General features: G+C 51.1%; 22 protein-coding genes and 2 tRNA genes. 6 read left to right on the top strand and 18 right to left on the bottom strand.

The features are described 5' to 3' along the window. Window positions 1–82: 82 nt before the first annotated feature. The 4 genes from P0X86_RS26775 to P0X86_RS26790 all read right to left on the bottom strand — a co-directional run bounded on the left by P0X86_RS26775 (window position 83) and on the right by P0X86_RS26790 (window position 1,941). Window positions 83–778 carry a Type 1 glutamine amidotransferase-like domain-containing protein gene (locus tag P0X86_RS26775; RefSeq protein WP_277746899.1) on the bottom strand — a complete coding sequence of 232 codons (696 nt, stop codon included), beginning with the start codon at window positions 776–778 and terminating at the stop codon, window positions 83–85. Between the two features lie 462 nt (window positions 779–1,240). After that, window positions 1,241–1,329 (bottom strand) — tRNA-Ser (locus P0X86_RS26780). 3 nt (window positions 1,330–1,332) lie between these two features. Further along, a tRNA-Asn gene (locus P0X86_RS26785) sits at window positions 1,333–1,408 on the bottom strand. Between the two features lie 26 nt (window positions 1,409–1,434). After that, window positions 1,435–1,941: a SprT family protein gene (locus P0X86_RS26790; RefSeq protein WP_277746900.1), complete on the bottom strand. Its 507-nt coding sequence runs from the start codon at window positions 1,939–1,941 to the stop codon at window positions 1,435–1,437. 98 nt (window positions 1,942–2,039) lie between these two features. On the opposite strand from P0X86_RS26790, the gene P0X86_RS26795 reads away from it, so the two are divergent. Together P0X86_RS26795 and cmpA are read left to right on the top strand one after the other, a co-directional pair. Further along, window positions 2,040–2,390: a hypothetical protein gene (locus tag P0X86_RS26795; RefSeq protein WP_009594449.1), complete on the top strand. Its 351-nt coding sequence runs from the start codon at window positions 2,040–2,042 to the stop codon at window positions 2,388–2,390. 80 nt (window positions 2,391–2,470) lie between these two features. Continuing rightward, on the top strand, window positions 2,471–2,602 hold the full coding sequence (gene cmpA, locus P0X86_RS26800) for a cortex morphogenetic protein CmpA (RefSeq protein WP_015737250.1): 132 nt from the start codon (window positions 2,471–2,473) through the stop codon (window positions 2,600–2,602). A gap of 97 nt (window positions 2,603–2,699) precedes the next feature. On the opposite strand, the gene P0X86_RS26805 is transcribed toward cmpA, so the two are convergent. After that, window positions 2,700–3,170 (bottom strand): DinB family protein, encoded by a 471-nt coding sequence (locus P0X86_RS26805; protein ID WP_213579677.1) that lies wholly within the window; start codon window positions 3,168–3,170, stop codon window positions 2,700–2,702. A 144-nt stretch (window positions 3,171–3,314) separates the two neighbouring features. Between P0X86_RS26805 and P0X86_RS26810 the strand changes: the two genes are divergently transcribed. Next, on the top strand, window positions 3,315–3,875 hold the full coding sequence (locus P0X86_RS26810) for a CGNR zinc finger domain-containing protein (RefSeq protein ID WP_277746901.1): 561 nt from the start codon (window positions 3,315–3,317) through the stop codon (window positions 3,873–3,875). A 204-nt stretch (window positions 3,876–4,079) separates the two neighbouring features. On the opposite strand, the gene P0X86_RS26815 is transcribed toward P0X86_RS26810, so the two are convergent. The 10 genes from P0X86_RS26815 to P0X86_RS26860 all read right to left on the bottom strand — a co-directional run bounded on the left by P0X86_RS26815 (window position 4,080) and on the right by P0X86_RS26860 (window position 15,141). Beyond that, a complete protein-coding gene (locus tag P0X86_RS26815) occupies window positions 4,080–6,296 on the bottom strand; it encodes a Tex family protein (protein ID WP_277746902.1) in 2,217 nt (738 codons plus the stop codon). Window positions 6,297–6,718: 422 nt separating this feature from the next. After that, window positions 6,719–7,069 carry a type II toxin-antitoxin system PemK/MazF family toxin gene (locus P0X86_RS26820; protein WP_006212388.1) on the bottom strand — a complete coding sequence of 117 codons (351 nt, stop codon included), beginning with the start codon at window positions 7,067–7,069 and terminating at the stop codon, window positions 6,719–6,721. A 3-nt stretch (window positions 7,070–7,072) separates the two neighbouring features. Beyond that, window positions 7,073–7,354 carry a CopG family ribbon-helix-helix protein gene (locus P0X86_RS26825; protein ID WP_028406492.1) on the bottom strand — a complete coding sequence of 94 codons (282 nt, stop codon included), beginning with the start codon at window positions 7,352–7,354 and terminating at the stop codon, window positions 7,073–7,075. Between the two features lie 226 nt (window positions 7,355–7,580). Beyond that, the gene (gene alr / locus P0X86_RS26830) at window positions 7,581–8,768 is read right to left on the bottom strand and encodes an alanine racemase (protein WP_213579679.1); all 1,188 of its coding nucleotides are present in this window, start codon (window positions 8,766–8,768) and stop codon (window positions 7,581–7,583) included. Between the two features lie 272 nt (window positions 8,769–9,040). After that, window positions 9,041–10,153, bottom strand: a complete 1,113-nt coding sequence (locus P0X86_RS26835; RefSeq protein WP_096776514.1) for an outer membrane lipoprotein-sorting protein — start codon at window positions 10,151–10,153, stop codon at window positions 9,041–9,043. Between the two features lie 263 nt (window positions 10,154–10,416). Beyond that, the gene (locus tag P0X86_RS26840) at window positions 10,417–11,745 is read right to left on the bottom strand and encodes an MFS transporter (RefSeq protein WP_192570688.1); all 1,329 of its coding nucleotides are present in this window, start codon (window positions 11,743–11,745) and stop codon (window positions 10,417–10,419) included. A gap of 62 nt (window positions 11,746–11,807) precedes the next feature. Further along, window positions 11,808–12,308, bottom strand: a complete 501-nt coding sequence (locus P0X86_RS26845) for a winged helix-turn-helix domain-containing protein (protein ID WP_277746903.1) — start codon at window positions 12,306–12,308, stop codon at window positions 11,808–11,810. A 169-nt stretch (window positions 12,309–12,477) separates the two neighbouring features. Then, complete coding sequence (locus tag P0X86_RS26850; protein ID WP_213579681.1) at window positions 12,478–13,038, bottom strand: GNAT family N-acetyltransferase; 561 nt, start codon at window positions 13,036–13,038, stop codon at window positions 12,478–12,480. 32 nt (window positions 13,039–13,070) lie between these two features. After that, entirely contained in the window at window positions 13,071–14,399 is a 1,329-nt protein-coding gene (locus P0X86_RS26855) for an alpha/beta hydrolase (RefSeq protein ID WP_213579682.1), read from the bottom strand. A 172-nt stretch (window positions 14,400–14,571) separates the two neighbouring features. Beyond that, window positions 14,572–15,141 (bottom strand): GbsR/MarR family transcriptional regulator, encoded by a 570-nt coding sequence (locus P0X86_RS26860; protein ID WP_015737261.1) that lies wholly within the window; start codon window positions 15,139–15,141, stop codon window positions 14,572–14,574. Window positions 15,142–15,511: 370 nt separating this feature from the next. Here P0X86_RS26860 and P0X86_RS26865 point away from each other — a divergent pair, with 370 nt between their 5' ends. The 3 genes from P0X86_RS26865 to P0X86_RS26875 are packed head-to-tail and all read left to right on the top strand — an operon-like array spanning window position 15,512 to window position 18,462. Continuing rightward, complete coding sequence (locus P0X86_RS26865; RefSeq protein ID WP_096776518.1) at window positions 15,512–16,714, top strand: quaternary amine ABC transporter ATP-binding protein; 1,203 nt, start codon at window positions 15,512–15,514, stop codon at window positions 16,712–16,714. After that, complete coding sequence (locus P0X86_RS26870; protein ID WP_015737263.1) at window positions 16,707–17,540, top strand: ABC transporter permease; 834 nt, start codon at window positions 16,707–16,709, stop codon at window positions 17,538–17,540. Before P0X86_RS26865 ends, P0X86_RS26870 begins: the two co-directional genes overlap by 8 nt. Before the next feature lies 1 nt (window position 17,541). Next, entirely contained in the window at window positions 17,542–18,462 is a 921-nt protein-coding gene (locus P0X86_RS26875) for a glycine betaine ABC transporter substrate-binding protein (RefSeq protein ID WP_009594437.1), read from the top strand. Between the two features lie 37 nt (window positions 18,463–18,499). Here P0X86_RS26875 and P0X86_RS26880 read toward each other — a convergent pair whose 3' ends face one another. The 3 genes from P0X86_RS26880 to P0X86_RS26890 form a co-directional block, all read right to left on the bottom strand. Continuing rightward, a complete protein-coding gene (locus tag P0X86_RS26880; RefSeq protein ID WP_277746904.1) occupies window positions 18,500–18,790 on the bottom strand; it encodes a hypothetical protein in 291 nt (96 codons plus the stop codon). A 142-nt stretch (window positions 18,791–18,932) separates the two neighbouring features. After that, window positions 18,933–19,664: a DUF6081 family protein gene (locus P0X86_RS26885; protein WP_096776521.1), complete on the bottom strand. Its 732-nt coding sequence runs from the start codon at window positions 19,662–19,664 to the stop codon at window positions 18,933–18,935. A 17-nt stretch (window positions 19,665–19,681) separates the two neighbouring features. Then, the gene (locus P0X86_RS26890; protein ID WP_119846568.1) at window positions 19,682–20,608 is read right to left on the bottom strand and encodes a prenyltransferase; all 927 of its coding nucleotides are present in this window, start codon (window positions 20,606–20,608) and stop codon (window positions 19,682–19,684) included. Window positions 20,609–20,681 lie beyond the last annotated feature (73 nt).

Below are 20,681 nucleotides of genomic sequence, written 5' to 3' on the forward strand. Positions count from 1 at the left end.
ATAGCACAATTTCAAAAATGCTGGCAAGCTTTTTTTTTCGCAAATTTTTAAATTTATTTACGGAGCTTATTCGGCCCATAAATCAGCCTAAAAAATCCGGTGTCAACTTCCCTTCTTGAACGCTATTTGCTTCACGCTTCACATGGTATGCATGTGCATTTTCCCTTGAGCTTACGATTCGATGCAACCGTCCGTCCATGAAATGCAATGCAACCCCATCATCAGCAGCATATCCTGCTTTTGCTTCACCTTGAAGCACGAGTTTGTAATAGGCGGGCCTTCTTTTGCTCTCACCATCATAATGCGGGCAATGACTGCCTTGTAATATACCCAAACCCTCAAGTTCGTACAAAGGCCCGTTCAACGGGTCCGTCACCCCTTGCTCAAACCAGCAAATGGAGCCAGCGCTTAACCCGGTTAAAATGACACCCTGTTCATACGCCTCTTTGAGTATCTGATCCAGGCCCCATTCCTTCCACAAGACCAGCATATTCCGGGTATTGCCCCCGCCAACATAAATGATATCCTTCTCGAGTACAAAAGATCGAAGATCGGCAAAGTTCGGCTGGAACAGCGACAGATGACTTGGAATACACGGCAGTGTCCGGAAAGCCTGATAGAAACGTTCAACATACCCATCCGCATCCCCGCTTGCCGTCGGAACAAAACACACGTCAGGCAATTCTTTCGATACTTGTGCCAAAACATAGCGATCAAGCAGCAAATTATCAGGCTCCATCGAGAAACCGCCGCCACCCATTGCAATAATCTGTTTCATCGGGCTTTATTCCCCCATTCATGGGATACTCTCCCTTCGGTCGAGACTGCGAAGTATCCCTTACGCTGATTATGCTCCGACGAACCTTATCAGGGTTCTCATCCCTATGCAAAAAAAGCTCCCGATCACTTGGTGATGGGAGCTTTCTTCGATGTCATGCTAAAGCGAAAGAGAGAGGGATACTCTCCCTTCGGTCGAGACTGCGAAGTATCCCTAACGCTGATTATGCTCCGACGAACCCTATCAGGGTTCTCATCCCTATGCAAAAAAAAGCTCCCGATCGGAGCTTTCTTCGATGTCATGCTAAAGCGAAAGAAAGAGGGATACTCTCCCTTCGGTCGAGACTGCGGAGTATCCTTAACGCTGATTATGCTCCGACGAACCCTATCAGGGTTCTCATCCCTATGCAAAAAAAGCTCCCGATCACTTGGTGATGGGAGCTTTCTTCGATGTAATGCTCAACGGAGAGAGAGGGATTCGAACCCTCGCACCGCTTACGCAGTCTAACCCCTTAGCAGAGGGTCCCCTTATAGCCACTTGGGTATCTCTCCATATGGCTCCCCGAACAGGACTCGAACCTGTGACAACTCGATTAACAGTCGAGTGCTCTACCAACTGAGCTATCAGGGAACGTGAAGTTGAATACTAATAATTTATCATGACTTCTTAGGGGAGTCAAGCTTCAGAAGCGTTAGACGCCCGCCGCACTTTCCGCACCGATACCGGGCCGGATCCATCTTCCGTTTACGCAGGTATTCCGTCCCGCAGTCGCCGCAGCGAAGCATGTATCGGTACGGTTCCGGTTGACGTCGGCCCGCCGCCTTGCCCTTCGGCAACGATTTGCAGAAACGGCTTCCACCAACGGCCTGCAGCAGTTTCTTGAAATCGGCATCGCGATGGCGATATCCCCTGCCCGCAATGTGGAGATGATAATGGCACAGCTCATGCTTGATGATCTTCTCCACCTCTTCCCTGCCGTGCGTGGCCAGCTGATGCGGATTGATCTCGATATGATGGCTTTTCATGAAATAGCGGCCGCCGGTCGAGGACAATCGCCGGTTAAACGTAGCCTGATGCCTGAACGGAATCCGAAAGCTCTCCAGCGAGATTTTCTCGACCCAGGCCTGCAGCTCCTCATTACTCATCTCGTTCGTTGTCACCATGTCTGATCCTTCCTTTGCCCTGATAAATGCTACTTGAATTTTAACTTCTCTCTGGGCTACACTGTCAAGTAGAAAGTATGGAGGGAGAACCTGCAATCATGCCGAACATGCGCTACGTTATTTTAAAGGGTCAGGACGAGCTGTTCTTTGTCGAAATGCCCAGTGACTATGCTTACCAGCTCAGTGCCCTGAATTTACGCCTGAACAAGGAAATCGATAAACTCACCGCAGCAGGCAAACCTCAGCTGCCTCTTGCCGTAGCCGAATGCGACCATTTGGATTTGCTGCAGGAATCGCTGAGCATTCAGGGTGGTCTTGAATACATAAATGAGCTTGAGCAGGCCTTTGCTTCCCTGAACGAAAAGGAATATCCGCTCATCTCGCTGCTTACCGAAATTCGGGCCCTTCAAGCTCAGCTCGAGCAATGGTACGAGGAAGAAGCGCAATAATCGAGGTAGACCTGCACGCTTTGGGCATTTTCCCCATATGCTATCCATACAGATGGAAATAGCAAGAGGAGGAGATACCCTTGCCGCAATGGCTCTGCAATCAGTTGACACGCGCTTTCCGCAAGAAGGACAGACGTCAGATCAAGCTGCTGAACGAATGCTGGTACTTTTACCGGAATTCCCCAGGTGAAGAAAATTCGAATGCCCGTTAGGGCCTGCAATCGATCCATAAGGTTGACAATAAGCCGGACGCTCTGTCCGGCTTATTTTTGCATTGTAATAGGTGGACTGCATCCGTCGAATCCGCTCCTATAATTCGCTTCGTCTAGCTGGCCAGGAGCCCTGAAGCTTCCGAATAAAAACGATTTGCCCCGTATGATAGGCGTCATGCATGATTAAGCTGAGTATCCGCTGCGGCGATTCTTCGATCTCGGCTTCCGTCATCGCCTCGAACTTCTGTCTTAACGTTGCATGAACCTTCTGAAGCTGATTCCGGGCCGTATTCCAGGCCTCCTCACTGATGTCATGGATCAGAAACGTCTCGTCGTTCCCTATCCCTTCATTATGAAGCGGTCTCCCTTCCAATCTGCCGAGCAAACGCTGCTTATAATACAGCAAATGCTGCACGTTCTCCCAAATGGAATTCGCCGCCTCCCCTTCCGGCTTCCACAATGCCTGCTCGAGCGTAACCTCCTTCAGCGCCGGTAGAATCGGAGGATACCAATCCTCCTGATCCATCGCATAATCCCAGTTTTGCAGCAGCAATTCCTTCATGTTCATGTCCATCGCCTCCGCTTTGAATGTAACTACCATAAATAAAATAGAGCGTTACATAAAAACTAACACACTTCAGATCCCAATACAAGTAACTAGCAACATATATATTTACTTGTTACAATGATGAGACAAGAAAGGATGAGCTTCATGTTATGGGATGATTTTATAAACAGCGAATGGCATGACTGGAGAGGCAGCGGCCGATCCGAGGACCGGCTCGCCCGGGAGGATTGGCTCACTGAATTTATTAGCGAGCATGAGCTCCACGTCGTCGTTCCGCTGACTGCGGATGAACTGGAACTTCTCCGGCAGCTCCGATCCTTCCTGCGATTATGCGTTCAGCGCATCGTTGCAGGTACCCTCCCTTCCCGCCAGCAAGTAGAGGAATTGAACCGCTGGATGGCGACAGGGCCGGTCATTCGGCAGCTCAAGATCGAAGAGGATCAAAAAGGGGTACTTTCTTATATACCGCAAAATCCAGGCCTGCAAGCAGCCGCTGCCGAGATCGCCGGCTCCTTTGCGCAAGCCATCGAGCAAGGCGAGTTGACTCGATTTCGCATCTGCACCAATCCGGATTGTCTCTGGGTGTATTACGATGACACGCGGAACCGCTCCAAACGTTATTGCGATGATAAAATGTGCGGAAATCTGATGAAGGTCAGACGTTTTCGGGCGAAGAAAAAGCAGCAGTCAGAGCCTGAGAAATAGGCCGATCGTTTAAGCTGGCGCAGTATATCGCAACATACATGCTTACGATAAAAACGTCCTGCTTCTAAAGCTGAGTCATGACTAAACCTTCCTCCAGAATAAACTCTATTCGCAGTCGATCCAGCCCATGATGAAAAAGAACCCAAAAAAAGAGCCGTTTCTCCCAGAAGGAGAATACGGCTCTTTTTTTAGCTCATTTTAGTTCTATCCTTGGTCTTTCGGTTTGCGCATCGTCAATCCGACGCGTCCCTTCTTCAAATCCACGTTCAGCACCCAGACGGTCACGTTATCCCCCACGGAGACGACATCCATCGGATGTTTAACAAATCCATCGCTCAGCTGGGAGATATGCACCAGGCCGTCGCTCTTGATGCCGATATCGACAAAGGCGCCGAAATCGATGACATTGCGTACCGTTCCCTGAAGCTCCATTCCCGGCACAAGATCCTCGATCTTCAGCACGTCCTGGCGGAAAATCGGCAGCGGCAGTTCCTCCCGCGGATCGCGTCCCGGACGCTGCAGGCTGTCCAGAATATCGCGAAGCGTCGGCACGCCCACCTCAAGCTTCACGGCCAGGCTCTCCGGCTGCTGGGCGTCCAGCAGCTCAGCCAGCTCCTTGCTTCCCAGCTTGTCCAGGCCAACCTGGAGCTCTTGGAACAAACGGTCAACCACTGCATAGGATTCCGGGTGAATCGGAGTACGATCCAGGATGTTCTCGCCTTCCGAAATCCGCATGAAGCCCACGCACTGCTCATAGGTCTTGGCACCGAGACGCGGAACCTTCTGGAGCTGCTTCCGGCTGACAAACTTCCCGTTCTCTTCCCGGTACTTCACGATATTTTTCGCAATGGTGGCATTGATGCCGGCCACATAAGAGAGCAGCGATGGCGATGCCGTATTCACGTCCACCCCGACATGGTTAACCGCGGACTCCACGACGGCCTTCAAGCTTTCCTCCAGATGCTTCTGGGTAACGTCATGCTGATATTGGCCCACGCCGATCGACTTCGGATCGATCTTCACCAGTTCGGCCAGCGGATCCTGCACGCGGCGCGCAATCGAGGCTGCGCTGCGCTCGGCCACATCCAGATCCGGGAACTCTTCCTGCGCCAGCTTCGAAGCCGAATACACGCTTGCCCCGGCTTCGTTTACGATGAGGTAAGCAAGCTCTGGGTCGGCGAGCTCCGCAATGACTTCTTCCGCTACGAACTGCTCCGTTTCGCGGGATGCCGTACCGTTCCCGATGACAATGAGCTTGATTCCGTATTTCGCAATCAGCTCCTTGAACTTCGCGGCAGCCTCCCGCTTCTTGTTGGCCGGCGGCGTCGGATACGTGACGGCTACCTCGAGCAGCTTGCCCGTGTCATCGACTACAGCAAGCTTACATCCGGTACGGTAAGCCGGATCGACGCCCAGCACGCGGCGCCCCTTCACCGGCGGCTGCAGCAGCAAGCTGCGCAGATTCCCCGCAAAGATGGAGATCGCCTGGTTCTCCCCTTTTTCCGTCAACTCCCCGCGCACCTCGCGCTCTATCGATGGGGCTATGAGACGTTTGTAGGAGTCCTCGATCACCGCCGTCAGAATGTCCGAAACGGCCGACGGCCCTTTAAGCACCTGCTTTCCGATATACCCGTGTATGGATTCGGAAGGAACCTCCAGCCCCACCTTCAATATGTTCTCGCGCTCGCCCCGGTTAATGGCCAGTATCCGATGCGGCGGCATTTTCTTCGCCAATTCCCGGTAATTGTAATAGTTCTCGTACACGGATTCCGCTTCGGTATCCTTTGCCTCCGACGTCAAAATGCCATGATCCAGGCTGAACCGGCGTACCCAGGAACGAACGGCTGCATCATCGGCGATGTTCTCCGCCAATATATCCATCGCGCCTTGGAGGGCCTCTTCCGCCGAAGCCACGCCTTTCTCCTCATCGATATATTTCGCAGCCTCCACCATCGCATCGGCCTGCTTCGGCTGCGACCATATCCACTCCGACAGCGGCTCGAGTCCCTTTTCCTTGGCGACGCTCGCCCGCGTCTTGCGTTTTTGCTTATACGGACGGTAGAGATCCTCCACCTCCTGCAGCTTCACAGCCGCCGTAATCGATGCTTTCAGCTCTTCCGTCAGCTTGCCTTGCTCTTCTATGATGCGGATGACTTCCCGCTTACGGACCTCCAAATTGCGCAAATAGCCTGTCCGCTCTTCGATATCACGCAATTGGTTCTCATCCAGTTCGCCTGTCATTTCTTTACGGTAACGCGCAATAAACGGTATGGTATTGCCCTCATCCAGAAGTTCAACGGTCGTGCGCACCTGTTTCTCGGACAATTGAAGCTCCTTCGCGATCTGCTTCACGATCCGTTTCGATTCTTCCTTGCGAATCTGTTCTTCATTTACTTCCACAACAGCTTCTAATTCAGACAATGATATCCCTCTTTCTTCAATGAAACTATATTTGCTATTATCCCAAACTTAAGCGCTCATTTCCACTACATCGCTCACTTCGCAAGGCTTTAAGCTGCATTTAATGTCAATTTCATCTGATTTTAAGTTTCGGCTTATATTCTGTTACTACGAACATGCTGCTGCCGGATATCCACACTCCATAACGATCGGGAGGTCCCTTCGATGAATGACAAACATGCGATTGCCTGGTCTGTTGTCTGCCTACTGTTCATTGCAGCAGCGGTCACGACGGCATACGTGCTCATACCTACAAACGCGTAATCGATCGTCCCTAAGGGATAAACGCGCCTCGCCGCCACATAAAAACCCTCAAGGAATACTCCTTGAGGGTTTTTTTGGCCGTAACCGTTCTATGTGGAACATGCAACGCTTGGATTGAATCAAAAATCAATCAAGCCCAGACTTATTTGCAGGGAATCATCCACCTTGCTCATCATTTCATCATCAAGATGGGTGATTTTGTCGGTTAGCCGCTGCTTATCAATCGTCCGGATCTGCTCTAGCAAAATGACGGAATCCCGGTCAAATCCATGCGACGCCGCGTCGATTTCGACGTGAGTCGGCAGCTTGGCTTTTTGAATCTGTGCCGTAATGGCTGCAACAATCACAGTCGGACTAAACCGGTTGCCGATATCGTTCTGAATGACAAGGACCGGTCTCACGCCGCCTTGCTCAGAACCGACAACAGGTGATAAATCCGCAAAAAATACGTCGCCCCGTTTAACGATCACTGTCTACACCCCGCTTACTAAGCGGTCTAGAGTGTTGTCTGCATCTTCCTCCGCGTGAAACGCCTCAGAAGCCATGGTCAGGTTAATTTTGGCCATTTCCATATAACCCCGCTGCATGGATTCACGAATGTAACGTTTCTTCCGTTCATTCAGGTACAACTTCATGGCCTGCCTAATAAGCTCACTGCGGTTGGAATTTTCCAGCTGAGCGATCCCGTCCACTTCCTGCAAAAGATGATCCGGTAAACTGATCATGATTCGTTTGGTGTTCTGCATATTGGCCACCTTCTATTACACCCCCACAACCTTCTCCCCTGTGCACCAGTATTACATTATTCAAGGAAAATTATACAAAAGAATATATATGCCGAAGGTATATCAAGTATGCTGCATATCATTATAAACTACAATCGACACTTTCGTACAGACTTAAACGACATATTCCTAATTCGGGAAGATCTGTACGTATTCCTTCTTTCCTGAATAAATAACTTATGGCGACATGCTTTTTTTAAAGGTTGTTCCAGAGCGCGTTTACGGTCTTTACCGGTATATCATCGCGTATATAAAGACGCGGTACCCGGTGGGCAATCATGCAGACGACCTCATAGTGGATCGTCCCCAGCTTGGCTGCCAGCTCATCTGCCGTAATGCATTCGCCAGATTGCTGGCCGATGAGTACAACCTCTTCACCAGCTTTGATTTGTTCCGCCTCCTCGGCGAAAGATTTGAGCGATACCATACATTGGTCCATACAGATATTTCCGACTACAGGGACGCGGCGGCCGCGTATCAGCACTTCCGCTTTACCGCTCAGCATACGAGAGAAGCCATCGGCATAACCGATGGGAAGGGTTCCAATTCGTTCTTCCTGCTCCGTTACATACTTCGTCCCATAGCTGATGCCGGAATGCGGAGGTAAATTTTTGACGTAGACAAGCTTTGTCTTTAGCGTCATGACAGGGCGGAGGCTCACTGTCTTTCGATTCACCTCGTCCGAAGGATATAGTCCGTACAAGCCGATGCCGACACGAACCATATTATAGGATAGCTCAGGTGTATCGATCGCAGCAGCGCTGTTGCCCGTATGTATGATCGGGATATGGCAACCCTTATCCCGAAGAGCGTCCGCAACGCCCTGAAAACGGCGATACTGTCCCAACGTATAGTCTTTGTTCTCTTCATCCGCTCTTGCAAAATGGGTAAACATTCCTTCGACCACAACCTGCGGCAGCGATAACGCTTCTTCTATAAAAGAAATCGCATCTTCGCCGGGAAGCAGGCCCAAACGACCCATTCCGCTGTCAATCTTGATGTGTACCTTAAGCGGCTTCTCCGGCTTGACCGGCAGTGCCTTTATCGCTTGGAGCACTTCCGAACTGAACAGGGTTATGGTTACATCATACTCGTAAGCGATCTCTACAGCTTCCGGTGGGGTATAACCGAGCACCAGGATCGGGCCAGAGATGCCGCCTTGCCGAAGCTCAAGCGCTTCATCAAGGAAAGCCACGCTTAAGTATGCCGCACCCAGTTGCTGAAGTTCGCGTGCCACTTCTACGGCTCCGTGACCATAAGCGTTCGCCTTCACACAAGCAAGCAATTTCATGTGATCCGGCAGCGCCTCACGAAAAGCGTTATAGTTGGCGCGCAGATGGTCCAGGTTGATTTCCGCCAGGGTAGGTCGATATATCGCTTGCAATTCCAGTCACCTTCTTACCATTTTGAAAAAAGCATTATGCTTTACAATAGATTAATGGTAATGTTCCCGGGAGCAACTGTCAATTGAGACAAACTGCTTATTTATGGAGCTCGTGGTTCCATCCGGACGGCGAAACTTGGTGAAACGTCGGAATATCTGCAAAATATCGATGAAGTCCCCTGCCCAAATTCCTTTATTTGGAGAAAATAGGCGAATGGCCTCATTGTCGGAAGATTGCCCTCCTTCAATGCTTGGTATCCGCCTACTTCGTATTATTTACCCGATTCTCCCTGCATGGAAGCAGCGACTTTCTTCATTTCTTCGACTGGCAGATTAGCGCTCGTGATCCGGTATTCCACGCCTTCCGAACTCCAAGTCAGCGTTCTTTGCTGATCGCCGGTGAGCAGGCCGACCGTCGTGAAATCAATATACACCGCTTCGCCCGGAACGAGTGAAACCGCACGATCCGACGGTCTGGATTCCATGATCGTGTATTGGTATACGCCGTCGTACTTCAGAATAACCGCATGGTCCTTGCTCTCCGGAACTTCCATGGTGTCCTTGTTCGTAACCCCTGCAGGCACATATTCCGGATAGATGATGCCGAAGGATCCCATGTCGCCGCCGGCAGCCGTTTCCGTCAAGCCCTCGGTTCCCTGAGCGCCGTTCCCCTCCGTAGTGGAAGCCACCGGTACCCCGTTCTCGTCTACTTCCGCAATCGTCCCCTTCGCATCGTTCATGGCACTCAGATTCTTGTTGGTATCAAACGAATCCTTGGTTAGGTTCGTATCGAATGTAAAGGTATTGAACTTCACTTCAACGACGACATTGGCTTCCGAGTCCGATACTTGTACCTGTTTCGGCGTGTAGTTGTCCTTGGCGAGCCAGATCTTTTGACGAATCAAGGAATGACTGTGGTAGTTGGCGGCTACATCAAACACGTAGCTGTCCTTGTCCTCGGCAAACTGGCGCGTATTGTCGCTCAGAATGCTGCTAAGCAGCGTTTGATACAGATATACCTGCCCCTGATTATCCGGCCAGTCGCTCTTGAAGCGGAAGCTCTTATTTAAGCTTGGCGTCAGTACGAACACGCCGTCATCGTTGCGAAGCACGATTTGCGTAATATCCTTTTGCCCGTTGGTTAAGCTGATCCGATAGTAAGATGGAGATTGGTACCATACCTCAACCTGATACTCCTGCGGCGCCGAACCGGTATGTATGGTCATAACGCCCGCTCCCTGGTAAGCGCCCTTGGCACTTTCCAGCTTATCAGCCACCTTGCCCAGATCCTTCACAACGCTGTCTGCATTTTTCTTCCCGCATCCCGCCAGTATTGTTGTTAAGCATAATACTACCGCGAGCAGCACCCATGAAATCCGGCGCATGTCATCATCCCCTTCAACACTTGTTTTGACTTGATTGATACATGTCTATGAGGGACTTGGTCACATTATGCAGACTAGCCTGACAAGCATGATTACAGCGGACTGCGGCATGGGCTTAAGATCGCTCACGGCGTAAAAAACGAGCCAGGATGAATCCATTCGATCGCCGATTCATCCGGGGCTCGTTATTAAAATTGCGGCATGGGTTTCCCAATCCGAGACTTATTCTTCAACAAGCATCAACCTCATTCAAGTCAGCCATCTTAATGGGCAGCATGCAGCGAGACGGACTTCTCAGGCGTTGCATTCGTGTAAGGCGCGAACCATTCCTCATCCACTTGGTCAGGTGACGGAAGGCTGCGGGTGGTCGAGTCGAAGACCCAGAAGATCCCTACGCAGAACACGGCGATTCCGCATCCCGCGATAACGGAGGAGCTTGCCGCAACCACGCCAAGGGCACCTCCAATCAGGCTGCCAAGCGGCATGGCAATTCCGCTGAGTCCGCTTGCTGCCGCGAACACCGTGCCCAATCTTTTCTCGGGTATCGCCTTCTGAATGACCGAATTGATGATCACGTTCGTAATGCCTCCCGGAAACCATGCCAGGCCGTACACCAGAACGACAAGCCAGGTCCAAGGGGTGAACACGCTGAGACACCAGGCAGCACCCGACAAACAAAACGCTCCGGCAAAAAGATATCCAAGCGGCAGGCGCTCCAGCTTCAAATACGGAGCCAGGATCGCTCCCAGCAAACTTCCGCAAGCCTGGGCCATGAGCAAGATCCCGTACACGCCGGCTCCGCCGAGGCTGTCGGCGAACGCAGGCATAACCGTGAAGGTAGCGCCGCCTGCGGCATTGATGACGATAATCCCCATCTGTACCCGAGCGAGCGGAGTTGCCAGGATGTAACGGAGACCTTCTTTCATGTCGGTCCAATAATCGCTGAGAGCCTTTTGCATCGTTTTTGAAGTAACGGACGCTTTCGCCGTTGTTTTATTCTCGTTGTTATCGGAAGTCTTGATGGACTTCTTGATTTTCAATTGCGCAAACAACAAAGCTCCGACGAAAAATCCAATGGAATTCCATAAGTAAAGGGATACTGCGCCCAGCACGACAATCAATACGCCGGATATGGCATTGCAAGCGACATCGATGCCTTGGTAGGCCAGGGAGAACAGCGAGTTGCCTTGCGTCAGCTGCTTCTTTTCGAGAATTTTAGGAAGGGCCGACATTTGGGCCGGATATACCCACATATTCAACGTCGATAGAATCGGTGTAATCGCCAGTACAAGGCCGACCGTCAGAAAGTCGAAATAAAATGCAAGCGGAACGATCAACAGAAGAAGCGCTTGAATGAACTGGGTGTACACCAGAAGCCCCCGTATGGGAACGCGGTCGATCATCGGGCCGGATAACAATTGAATGATCCGGGGGAGAATCGAGAGAAGGCCGGCAAGCCCTGTATACAGCGTCGAACCTCCCAGATCGTATACCAGCCACATGGCCGCTACAGCATACAGGCTGTCACCGATATTCGTAAGGATTCGGCCAATGAACAATAGCAGAAAATTGCGATTCTTTAAAATCTCCACAGAGAAACACTCCCTTATTTTTCAATTTTATCGTTTAGGAGAAGAGGCTGTGAGGCCCCTTCCTATTTGGACGTTTCCGTCGAAACCACATTGATCCCAACGGCATAATCCTTGCTGTCTTCCCCTTTGGTCGCGATGGTCTTGTTCACCCATTTTTCGAGCAGTTCCTTGAACTCCGTTGTCATCTCCTCATATTGGTCGGCGTTCAGCTGCAGCCTCAAGCTAATTCGGGTTCGGGTCGCCGCGTCGTAATCTTCGGCAAGAACCGGGTCCATCGTTTGCGTTCCCTTGGTGTTAAACCACTTCGCTTTGGATTTATAATATTTCTCCACGATGCCGCCGACCGTCCGGGTCTCCACCAAATCTATCAGCCCGCCGTCATATAACTTCTGGATATGATAGTGGATGCTTCCCGGCGAATCTCCCAATTCATCCGCGACTTGCTTGGAGGTTTTGGCCGTATCCAGCATGGTTCCTAGAATTTTCACCCGCTGGGCGCTGCCTAGCAGCTTCGCTTGTTCCACCGATATTTCAATGCTTTGATTTTGATCTTGATCCATCATGCAGCTCTCCATTCTAATTGAATTATTCATTCTAAACTTGTTATTCATACGATTATTTTCGTTTGATCTAATTTAGTTTATCAATCTAATTTTTTAGATCGTTATGTCACAATAATAAACCACCTATTACCATTTGTAAATAGGCGGTTTATAAATTGTTTATTTTTTTCTACACGGGCTTGACCATATGATGATAAACATGCCCGTTAATCATGATGTCCTTATCCGTTTTATATCCTTTTCGGTCGTACAAGGAATGGGCACGATGATTGTCCGTCACCACGGCGAGGGCAATTTTATGGTACTTAAGCTCCTTTGCCCGGTTCTCCGCATGAAGTATGAGCGCCGAGCCGATCCCCTTGCCTCCAAACTGCGGGGAAACGGATAACGTATCGATATAGTATTCATCTTCATCCGCTTCTTGATCCAGCGTTACGGTAGGGTCGTTCTTCAGCTTCCGCAGTCGATCCAAGATGGGACGGTCCAATTCGGCCGCTTGATCGCCGCCGTAAGCAACGATGATGCCGGCCACCTCGCCGTCGATCTCCTTCACGGCAGACTGACGGTAACTGAGCCTGCCCTCGTCCGCCCGAAAATATTGCTCCAGCACTTCAAGCGCTTTCTCTTCGCTGTCTTCCCCCGTTAACCGATGAGCTACATCGTGCAGTGCGTCATACAGCAGCCTGGCTGCCGCGCCCGCATCCTGTGGCCTTGCTGATCTGATGGTCATGCTGATTCAACCTCCAATTGCCAATCCATCTTTTAAACATCCCAGTCCTCAACCTCGTAAAACAGCTCCAAGTCGGACGTTGCCGTAAACGAACGCCGTTTCACTTTGGGATCCCCGATCTTCTCATGCAATCCAAACCCTCGCGATACCTTGAACGTAAAAGACAAACCATGCGGTACCATCGCGCTTCCCCTGTAAACGCCCTCTCCGCTGTACGGAATCTCAAATCCGGCATAGATCATGGGAGAAACGGGCGTTGCAGGAGGTACCTTCACCTCAATCGCGACTTTCACGAATTCCGGAAGTTCTTCAACGATCGTAATCTCTTTATCCGCGCTTAAGCTTCCCATTTGCAGCGTAATCCGGGTGCTGCCGGGAGTTCGAGGCTTCAGCGTTCCGTCCGGCAGTATCGTGAGCAATTCCGGAGACTCAACATGATATGTTCCATTCATCAACGTTTGAACAAATCCGCTGTCGTATGTAATGACCGGATTCAGTTGCTTGACGGGCCCGTTTACCCCTGCGACGCCGTCGCCATCCAGCTTGATCGAGACCGGTTCACCAATGTTTCCGAAAAAATACAGCAGCGGTGCGTGCGCTCTGCCTGCCCAGTCGCTTTGGCTGTGAGCTGCTCCCGGATCCAGGAACAGCATGAGATCATCCCCCGGCACAAAACCGTCCTGAACCAAGCGTTCCGCTTCCTCCCGGGCGTATTTTTCCATGAAAACACCTTCCGCACCGCCCATATCCAGCCAAACCCGAAGATTCGGGTGCGTACCGTATCTTTCATAAAAGGGATGTTCCTTCAGTTCGCCCCGTTCATCGAATTGGGCTCTGACAAAATAAGGCGACATGACCGCAATGCTGCCGAACACATCCGGCCTCCGGAAACCGATGTTGTAGGTGACGATCCCGCCCGCGGACGAGCCCATCATAGCCGTATGCTCCGGGCCTCTCAACGTTCGAAAATTCTGGTTGATATAAGGCATCACTTCTTCAATGATAAAGGTTTCGTACCGTTCGCCGGCAAACGGCGGATCGAACACCTGATGCATCCGTGGGTTGTCATGGAAATACTCATTCAGCCTTTGATGGGGAACCGTGGCGATGCCGACGATGATAATTTCCTCCATCCGCCCCTCGGAAACCAGCCGATCTGCGGTGACATGCATATCCCACGAACCGCCTCGCTCATCCGCCGAAAATACGTGCTGCCCGTCATGCATATAGAGTACGGCATAATGCTTCTCCGTATTCTCGTGATAACTGGGTGGAAGATATACATACAAACTCCGGGTATTGCTTAAGCTAACCGATGGAAAATCTGCGATCTCTACCATTCTTGAGGACATACTGACCATTCTAACCCCTCCTGATTATTTTTGCACCACATGTGCGGTTAACATGCGGTTTATTGGCTTAAGGCAGCGCCATATAACAAAAAAAGGCACAACCCGATAAAATCAGGTTGTACCTCTTAGGTAAGCATTGCCTTACTTCACATTATACTGGGGAATTTCCCCATATTCAAGATCAGGATTTGCCCTCAGGCGGCTCTTTCGGCACATAGTTGAAGATTTCGCCATCCACGAAAGTATCAATCAATCGCTCCAGCCATTTATAGTAAGCAACAGCCTCACGCATCTTCGCCTGATCCTCTTGCAGCACCGCTACCAGCTCTTCGTCATCCTCATGCGCTTTGCGGAGCTTCTCCGTTTCGTCAAGCGCTTTGCGGAGAACCAGAATGTTGCTTTCCACCGATTTACGCCATTTAATATCGAAAAAATCGAAGAAGGTCTGGTACCAGTCGTACTCCACTTCATACAAATCCTTGCGGGAGCCCTTCTCCCATACTTTGTTGACCATTTTATAATCGAGCAGCGTCCGCACGCCTGTACTCATGCTGGTCTTGCTCATCTTCATTTCCTGTCCCATTTCATCCAGGTTCATCGGTTTATCTGCAAAATAAAGTAATCCGTATAAATGTCCCGTTGAGTGTGGAATGCCATACAAGTCCATATTCCGTCCAATATTTTCAATGACACGCTTACGAATCTTCTGCACGGCTGCCTGCCGTTCATCATCTAAATGGTACAAGCCCATGCTTGCAGCCTCCTCTATACTGTAGCCATCCAAGAAGTCATGTCAACATAACAAAACTAGGTGGACTCGAAGTGTAGTGTGAACGATCTCCATGAAATCTAAACAAGCCGAATCCACACACATTCTCTGATCTATTGTAGGGAAAGCTATTTTAAAAGTAAAGAAGATCGCTTTGGAGGATATCGGAGCATATGAGAGCATTTCAAAGGATAACTTTGTACAGTTTTTACTGTACGTACTTTATGTACGGATATAACGTTTGATACTTTACGTATCGGTTGTTACAATGGGTGACATGGGTTTACGAGACGACATCGGCAAAGACTCGGACAAATGGACGCGTCTCTATACAATAAAAGGAGGAGTACTTTTGGCTATTCTGCAAGTTAACAAAGTCAGCAAATTGTTCGGCGCGAACCCGGAACAAGGGCTTCAATTGCTTGAGCAAGGCTGGAGTAAAGCGCGAATTGCAAAAGAGAAAAATATAACGGTTGGCGTTAACCGTGTCAGCTTCGATATTCAGGAAGGCGAGATCTTCGTGATTATGGGGCTATCGGGCAGCGGGAAGTCTACGCTCGTCCGTTTGCTAAATCGGTTGATTGAACCGACATCGGGCGAAATCCTGATACACGGCAAGGACCTGCGAAAGATGAACAAGGAACAGCTGCGGGACGTACGCCGCAAAAAAATCAGCATGGTGTTCCAGAAGTTCGCCTTGTTCCCCCATCGCACGGTTGTGGACAATGTGGAATACGGTTTGGAGATTCAGAAGGTAGACAAGAGCAAACGCCGCGAAGCGGCCATGAAGTCGCTTGAGCTTGTAGGCTTGAAGGGCTGGGAGGAAAAAATGCCCGATCAGCTCAGCGGCGGCATGCAGCAGCGCGTCGGGCTGGCCCGTGCGCTTGCCAACGATCCGGAGATTCTGCTGATGGACGAAGCCTTCAGCGCACTGGATCCGCTCATTCGCAGAGACATGCAGGACGAATTGATCGAGCTTCAGGACAAAATGAAAAAAACCATCGTGTTCATTACCCACGACCTGGACGAAGCTCTTCGGATCGGCGACCGCATTGCCTTGATGAAGGATGGCTCGATCGTGCAGATCGGCACGCCGGAGGAAATCTTGACCCAGCCTGCCAATGACTACGTCGAACGGTTCGTGGAAGACGTGGATCTGTCCAAGGTGCTTACCGCTTCACGGGTTATGCGCCGTCCGGAAACCATCACGATGGATCGCGGGCCTCGGGTTGCGCTGGAGCTTATGCGTGAACGCGGCATCTCGAACCTGTTCGTGATCGACCGTTCGAAGAAGCTGCTCGGCGTCATTACGGCGGAAGATGCATCGGATGCCATGAAGAATAACCGCAAGCTTGCGGATATTCTCATCACGGACGGACCGAGCGTCGGACCCGACACGCTGCTAAATGAATTGTTTGAAATTACGAGCATGTCCAAAGTGCCATTGGCCGTTGTGGATGATACCGGCCGACTGATGGGCGTTATCGTCCGCGGTGCCGTCCTTGGTGCCTTGGCCGGAGAAACCAAGAGCGAGGAGGTGACGCAAGATGCCTAAGATCCCTCTTGCCAGCTGGGTTGATTCCTTGGTCGATTGGATGGGAGACGTGTTCTCCGGATTCTTTGACGCCATCTCTTTCATTATCGAGAACGTTGTGCAGTTGTTTACGGATTTGTTCATGCTGCCTCATCCGTATCTGTTCATCGTCATCCTGGCCGTCATTGCCTACCTGCTGGGCCGTCTGCCGTTAACCTTGTTCACGGCCATCGGTTTCCTGCTGATCGACAACTTGGGCTACTGGTCACAGACGATGAGCACGCTCAGTCTGGTCATCACGGCAGCATTGATCTCCGTCATTCTGGGTGTTCCGCTAGGGATATGGGCGGCCTATAGCAAGTCCGCATCCCGCGTGATCATACCGGTTCTGGACTTTATGCAGACCATGCCGGCATTTGTATACTTGCTGCCTGCCGTCACATTCTTCAGTCTGGGCGTGGTTCCGGGAGTTATCGCTTCGGTTATCTTCGCGATTCCGCCGACGATTCGCCTGACCCGCCTCGGCATTATGCAAGTATCCGGCGAATTGACTGAAGCTGCGGATGCATTCGGTTCGACTTCCGGGCAGAAATTGTTCAAGGTTCAGCTGCCGCTGGCCATGCCAACCTTGATGGCCGGCATTAACCAGACCATCATGCTGTCGTTGTCGATGGTGGTTATCGCTTCGATGATCGGCGCCCAAGGTATCGGTGCCGAGGTATATCGTGCAGTAACGCAGCTGCAAATCGGTAAAGGGTTTGAAGCCGGCTTGGCTGTCGTCATTTTGGCGATTGTCCTCGACCGCTTTACACAAAATATATTTAAATCGAAAAAAAGGGGTGCTTAATTTGAAGAAACAGAAGTTTTGGTTGCTGCTGAGCTTGGCCGCTATTCTGGTCCTGTCCGCTTGCGGTCAGGGCGGAAACGGCGGCGCGAATGGAACGACGGACAACGGGGCTGATGGCGGTTCCACCGCTTCCCTCGGCGATCAAGTCAAACATGAAATCATCGGTATTGATCCTGGCGCGGGTATTATGAAAGCAACGGCTGCTGCGATTGAGGAATATGGATTGACCGACTGGAAACTGATCGAAGGTTCCGGCGCGGCCATGACGGCAACTCTCGATAAAGCCATCAAGAACGAAGATCCGATCATTATTACCGGTTGGACTCCGCACTGGATGTTCGCCAAATACGATCTGAAGTATCTGGAAGATCCGAAGAAAGTCTACGGTGAAGCGGAAGAGATCCACACCGTTGCCCGCCTTGGACTTCAGGAAGATCATCCGGAAGCCTATAAGTTCCTGAGCAATTTCAAGTGGACGTCCGACGATATGGGTCAGATTATGACCGCGATCCAAGAAGGCCAAGACCCTGAGGCTGCCGCTAAAGAATGGGCGGACAGCAACGCTGAGAAAGTCGATGCTTGGCTCGAAGGCGTTCAACCGGTTGACGGCAAAAGCTTCAAATTCAGTTATGTGGCTTGGGATTCCGAAATTGCCAGCACCAACCTGCTGAAAGTGATCATGGAAGAAAAGCTGGGTTACAAAGTTGAGGCCCTTCAAGTAGAAGCAGGCCCTATGTGGACCGGCGTTGCCAACGGCGACGTGGACGCCACCGTGGCTGCTTGGCTACCGCTGACGCATGCGGACTACTGGGATAAATTCAAGGACCAAGTGGAAGACCTTGGCGCCAACATGGAAGGCGTAAAAACCGGACTGGTGGTTCCGTCTTACGTGGAAGCCAATTCGATTGAAGATCTGAAATAAGGGTAAACGCCATCCCATGGTTTGTGGGATGGCTTTCTTATTTTGGGTGATCAAGATTAGTCGGCCTGGTCTGGGGAGGATGCATCCGTTCCGGTCGCTGTTGAAACCAGGAAAACAGGATGATATTTTTGCAGTATTTTCCCGGTTTCAAAGGCGAACGCCAGGTCTCCTCCACGGATACATCCTCTTTTCTTGGGCCCGGCCTCCAATCTTTCCCGCAAAGAGAGCCATCCCTTTTCTCAGGGATGGCTTTTTGGGGGTTGGGCGGGGAAGGGGTAGTGCTGACCAGTTCGACACGGTCAGCTTTGCCTGATTTATAGCCGGACATGCTGTGAATCCCCTTGGGACTCACAGGCTTGCCGGCTCGGCTTCTTCGGCCTTTCGGGGGCTTACAGCCTCCCCGATTCGGCCTTAGACAAAAAAGATCATGCCCAACAGATGGGCATGATCTTTTTTAAAATTATATAAGTCTACTCTTTTATCGTGACCGTCACGGGAGAGTATTCCGCAATGACGGTTTGTCCGTGCACGGATACGCTGCCCTCCGGCGTCAGGTCTTTTTCGGTCATGATGCCAAGCGCGATGGTGAATTTGTTGAACTTGACCGGGATGTTTTTCTCCCGGCGGATCTCTTCGCCGTTCACGTAGAAGATAGCCTCGTCCTCAGCACGGTTATACGTGATTTTGTACGTGTTGAATTCCCGCGGCGTAAAGTGCGTATCTTCCTCTTTGAAAATGCAGAAGTAACGGGTCTTGTCCGATTCCGGCACCTGCACGCCTGGGAACGGCAGGACCGCATACACGCTGGCGTATTTGTCGTTCGAAGCAAAAAAGTCCAGTGCCGCGCCGGTGCTGAAATCAAGCAGATTCAAAGATACGTAGCCGTCATACAAGTCGCCGGGAACCGTTCCTTGGGTGCGGGCCCGAATTTGCAGCTCGAAGGTCACCTCGCCGGATTCCGGCACGTCCACTTCTTCGTTGGAATAATACATATGCTTGGCGTTATCGAGAATTTGGATCTGGTTATTCTGGCGGCTCAGCGGTGCGCGTACGTACAGAATTCCATTGCGGACGATAACGACCGCATTCGGCTCGCGATATTCCCAGAATGAACCGTCCGGCAGCGGGAACCCGCCGATCTTCCAAGTCCCGCTCTCGGACAGGATGGAGTGAAAATCACCAAAAACGCGTTGTTGTTCCATCTATTTCCCCTTCTTCCTTACAAAGTCTGAATGATTCCCTGAATGATCAATGACAGGATCAGCACGCCGCCGCAGCGCATGGTGGTCATCGTTGACGCGCCCATCAGCGGTAAATATGCCTCCGAACGGTTGCTGTCCTTCAGCCTTCCATAGACAAGATACAACGGAATGATCGTAAGCAGCGCAATCAGTGCGTAAGGCGGGAGCGCTCCGGCCAATACGCAGGCTATCAAGGAGAGGCAGGCCAGCAGCAGCAGAACTCGTGAGAAGTTCAGCGCTCTCTTTTCGCCCCATACCACGACCAGGGTCTTCTTCCCGGCCTGACGGTCTGCCTGCCAATGCAAAAAGTGATGGTTGAACAAAATCAACGTTGTCAGCAGCCCGATGGGCAGTGACAGCAGCAAGGCCCGAACATCCATATGTGAGGTTTGAACGTAGTATGCGCCCATCACCGGCAAAATACCAAAGGACAGCAAAATCGCAATTTCACTGTAGCCCTTGCCGCGATAACCGAATCGAATCGGCGGTGCGACGTAAAAGTAAGCGATCAACCCGCCGAGTCCGCCAAAGACGAAAGCCCACCAGCCGCTGATCAAGCTGAGGATGATGCCGCTCAGCGCCGCGATCCCGAACAGCGTCCAGGTGACGATCTCGAACTTACGGAGCGACCAGACCCCTTTGGTCAAAAACCCGGAGTTGGTGGAGATTGCATCTACATGCTCCTGCGCTTCTGTGTCCGTTCCGTTCTTATAGTCCCATAAATCGTTCACCATATTGGAGAACAAATGGGCAGCGCCGCTCCCAATCAAGGTCAATAAAAAAAGGCCTATATGAAATGTACCCGTCCATACGTAAGCCCCGAGCGCTCCCAAAGCGACCGGAATCAGCATGACGGGAATCACTTTGATTCGGGAAGCTTTTTTAAACTGTGTAAGGGCATCCACGTTTGATATGCTCCTTTCCCTTCTATGATACAGAATAGAACGCCTGCAAATCGCTTGCAGACGTTTAGCGTTG

It is taken from the genome of Paenibacillus sp. BR1-192 (genome assembly GCF_029542445.1).
GTDB classification, from domain to species: Bacteria; Bacillota; Bacilli; order Paenibacillales; family Paenibacillaceae; genus Paenibacillus_AQ; species Paenibacillus_AQ lautus_A.